The organism is Devosia sp. (assembly GCF_036406155.1).
Lineage (GTDB): Bacteria > Pseudomonadota > Alphaproteobacteria > Rhizobiales > Devosiaceae > Devosia_A.
Map to the genome: position 1 here is coordinate 1 of NZ_DASWVV010000002.1, position 4,186 is coordinate 4,186.

The following is a 4,186-nucleotide window of genomic DNA, read 5'->3' on the forward strand; positions in this document are numbered from 1 at the left end:
CGCCGGCCGGGCAGGCCGGGAGTCGTCCCGGCCAGGCCGGTCCGTGACGGGTCGGGCGACCGATACGCTCGGTCGCCTCGCGACACTGGCAGCCGCTGCCCGGCTGCCGAAGGCAGGGCCCCCGCCGGCAGCGGCAGGGCCTTGGCCGGAAGCGATGCGGCGAAACCTTTTTGCGTGACCGCACAACCGTAACGGGCCGGCTCCACACCACCCGGCCGCTCCGGCGAGGCGCCAGCCTCACCCTTTTGCGGACTACCGCTCCGAGGCGACCGCCTCGCCGGGGCCGCTTCCCTCCTAAAGGGAGGCGGCGGAAGAACAGAGGCGAAACCGCGCGGGCGAGGCCCGGGCGGCGTTTCGGCATGGCCAATCGATGGCCGCGCGGCGCGCCAAATTCCTGCCACCGCACCGCGGCATTGCCGGGTGACGGGGGGCAGCGGTTTCCCTACACTCCGCCGCGCCCAAGGAGATTCACCACCCCGTGCTCAACCGCCTCTATATCGTTATCGGCGTGCTCGCGATCCTGGCCATTGCGGCCGCCTATCTGGTGCCGCGGTTCATCCACTGGGGCGACTATCGCGACCGCATGCAGGCGGTGACCAGCGAGGTGCTGGGGGCGCCCGTCACCATTACCGGCGACATCGGCTTTACCCTGCTGCCGCAGCCGCAGCTGACCTTCAGCGACGTCGTGGTGGGGGCCGAGGGGGCGCCGGCCCTGACCGTCGGTCGGGTGGAGGCGCAGTTCTCGCTCGTCGACTTCTTCCGCGACCGCTACCTGATCACCCGCCTGCTGCTCGACCAGCCCGTGCTGCACGTCGCCGTCGATGCCGAGGGGCACGTCGTCTCCGGCCTCAGGCTGGCGGAGAGCGTCAGTTCCGATACCCACGTGGCCGTTGCCAACGCCCAGATCGTCGGCGCGCAGGTGATCGTCGCCGATGCGCGCAGCGGCGACGTCGTCACTGCCGACGGCATCACCGGCGAATTGCGCATGGAGGCGCTGCGCGGACCGTTCTCGTTCCAGGGCGACGGCCGCTATGGCGACAGCCGCTACGCCGTGCGTGTTTCGACGTCGGCCATCGATGAAAACGGCGACACGCAGCTTTCCGCCTTCATCCGGCCGGCGGCCGACGGCGTGTCGCTCAGTGCCGAGGGCCGGGTGTCGGCCGGCGGCAGCCCGCGCTTCGACGGACAGGTGACGCTCAGGCAGGCGCCGCACGCGGCCGATCGCGCAAATGCAGGCCGGGGCGACCTGGTCGTTGCCGCGAAGGTCGTCGCGACCACCGCGCGCGTCCTGTTCTCCGAATACACCCTCGTGCCCGACGAAAACCGCGCCGGCACCCGGCTGCAGGGGGCCGCCGAACTGCAACTGGGCCAGGCTCCCTCGTTCAACGCCGTGATTTCGGGTGGCGTGCTGGCGCTGCCGCCGCGTGACGCCACCGCCGAGCCGATGGCGGCGCCGTACGAACTGGTGCGGCTGCTGGCGGAGTTGCCGCCGCCGCCGGTCCCGGGAGTGCCCGGCTCCATCAGCGTCGACATTGCGGAAGTCGACCTGCGCGCCGTGAAGCTGCGCGCCGTACGATTCGATGCCGCTGCCGATGCGAGCGGCTGGACGATCCGGGAATTTTCGGCCGAGTTGCCGGGGGCCAGCAAGCTGGCACTGAGCGGCGTGCTCACGGCCGCGGCCGGCAGGCCGAACCTGTCGGGCCGGTTGTCGCTCGCCACCCGCCGCCCCGGCGCCCTGTCGGCGTTGTGGCGCAAACCCGTGGAGGGCGCACCCTTGCTGGACGTGCCCGTCGCGCTCACGACGGACGTGGCGCTGGTGGGCGAGACGGTCAGCCTCAGCAACGGGGCGCTCGCTGTCGGCGGCGTGTCCCATCCGATCACTGCGGAAATCGGGTTCGGCGGCACCGCCCGGCACCTCAACTTCACCGCCGATTTCGGCGCTCTGGATGCGGAAGACAGCGCCGTCCTCGGCACTTTGCTTCCCGACATCGGCCGCGACGCGTCCTTTGCCGCGTCCTTTCCCAAGGGAAGGTTCGGCCTTTCCGCCCGGGAGGCGACCGTCGGCGGCCTCGCGGGCGAGGGGCTCGAGGCCCGCGGCTCATGGGAGGGCGGCGTGCTCGTACTCGACGAGGTTGCGGCGCAGAGTCTCGGCGGCGCCCGCATCGCCGGGCGTTTCACCGCCTTCGGCACGCTGGCAAGGCCGGAGATTTCCGGCGCCGCGACGATAGCGGTTGCCGCCCCCAATGCTCCGGCCCTTGCCCTGTTCTACGACGCCGTGGGCGCGGCTCCGCCGGTCCGGGCGGCCATCGACCGTGCCCTGCCGGCAAATCTCACGGTCCGGCTCGATGCCCCCAGCGGAGCCGGCGGGCAGGCACTGGCCGTCGCGGGCCGGGCGGGTGTGGCCGACGTCAGGCTGGAGGCGCAACTGGGGCATGGCTTCGTCCGCGCCCTCGGCGGGCCGATCTCGATGACGCTCGACCTGCGCTCCGACGATGCCGATGCCATGGCGGCGCAGCTTGGGCTGGGAGGCGCCGGGCTGCTGCCGCCCGGTGGGCCCATGCACCTCGTGGCGGTGGTCGAAGGCGCGATGGCGAACAGCTTCGAGACCACGCTGCGGGTCGAAGGCGGCGGCGACGAAGTGGCGTTCTCCGGTAACGTCGTGGTTACCGGTCCGGGTGCGCCCAGTGGCAACGGCACCCTCCGGGCCGCGCTGACCGACCTCTCGGCCATCACCGCTCTCGCCGGCGCCGACGGCATCCACGTGCCGCCGTTCCGCGGCTCGGCGCGCGTGGAGTTTGCGGGCGCGGGCAGCGTCAAGCTCACCGAGATCGCCGCCGACGGAGCCGCCCCGGTGTCGGGAGAACTCAGCTTCAGTCGCACCGGTCAGGTCAGTACCGTCAGTGGCCGACTGGCGGTCGGCGCAGTCGACGCCGGCGGGTTGCTGGCCGTGCTGGCGGGGCCGGCGGCCCTGATCGCAACGCCCGGCAGCATCTGGCCAGACGGTCCGCTCGCTGTCGGCGACAGCCGTCGCGTCACCACCGGGCGGGTCGCCATCGAGACGCCCGCCATCACCGGCGGCGGCCGCACGCTGGCCCGCGATGCCCGCTTCGACCTCGACTGGGATGCCGACGGCGTTCGCCTGCGCGATCTCACCGCCGCGGTGGGATCGGGCAAGATCAGCATGGAACTCGCCCTGTGCTGCGCCGGCCCGCTGACCGACAAGCAGCTTGCGGGGCGGGTGGCGCTCGCCGGCGTCGAGATCGACGCCATCGCACCCGCGGGCCTGGGGGCGGTGCTCGACGGGGTCATCGATGCCGGCGCCCGCTTCGAGGGAACGGGGGACGGAGTGTTGTCGGCGTTGCGAACGATGACCGGCGACGGCACGTTCACGGTCACCGGCCTCGTGGCAGAGCATTTCAACCCCGGCGTGTTCGACGGGCCGGCGTCGGCCGACGGCGTCCTCGACATGGAGTCGACGGCGCTTGCGGCGCTCATCGTCGAGCGGCTCGGCGAGGAGCCGTTCCGCGCCGGGTCCGTGAGCGGCGGTTTCAGCATCGCCGGCGGCGTGGTGCGCGGCAGCAACCTCGCCGCCGAAAGCGGGACCGCGCGGCTGTTCGGCAGTTCCTCGGTGCGGCTCGCCGACCTCGCGCTCGAGGGCAGCTTCGTCATGTCGCCCGCCGCGCCGGCCGCCGGAGATTCGCTTCTTGCCGGGGTCGGCGCCGAAGTCACGGCCAGGATCGGTGGCACGCTCGTCGCCCCCGAGGGACACTACGACGTGGCCGCGCTGGTCGATGCCATCATGGTGCATGCCTACGAGATGGAGGTGGCCCGGCTCGAGCGGCTGCGGGCCGAGGACGAGGCCCGGCGGCAGGCTGCCGCGGCGGAGCGGGCGCGCCTCGCCGAGGAGGCGGCGCAGCGGGCAGCCGAGGAACTGGCGGCGCGGCAGGCTGCGGAAGCGGAAGCGCGCCGCCAGGCCGAGGAGGAGGCGGCGCGCCAACGCGAGCAGGAGCGGCGCCTCTTGCTGCCGCTCGACCTGGGGCTGGGCCACTAGAGCGGTTCTGGCTTAGTTTGAAGCATATCCTGCATTTGCGAAGTAGTTTGCGCATTCTTCTGGCTCGATGGATTGGACGAGGGCGCCGATGTGGCGCCATGTATCGGGGACGGTTCGGCGCTGGGCCATGCGCAT

Annotated in this window: 1 protein-coding gene and 1 pseudogene; one reads left to right on the top strand and one right to left on the bottom strand. The window is 72.2% G+C overall.

Annotated features, from left to right (window positions below):
* The first annotated feature begins 478 nt into the window (after positions 1-478).
* On the top strand, positions 479-4,051 hold the full coding sequence (locus VGD93_RS00065) for an AsmA-like C-terminal region-containing protein (protein WP_395007956.1): 3,573 nt from the start codon (positions 479-481) through the stop codon (positions 4,049-4,051).
* Between the two features lie 12 nt (positions 4,052-4,063).
* Here the strand turns inward: VGD93_RS00065 and VGD93_RS00070 are convergent.
* Positions 4,064-4,186 (bottom strand): annotated as a pseudogene (locus tag VGD93_RS00070) (IS630 family transposase); the annotation flags it as partial.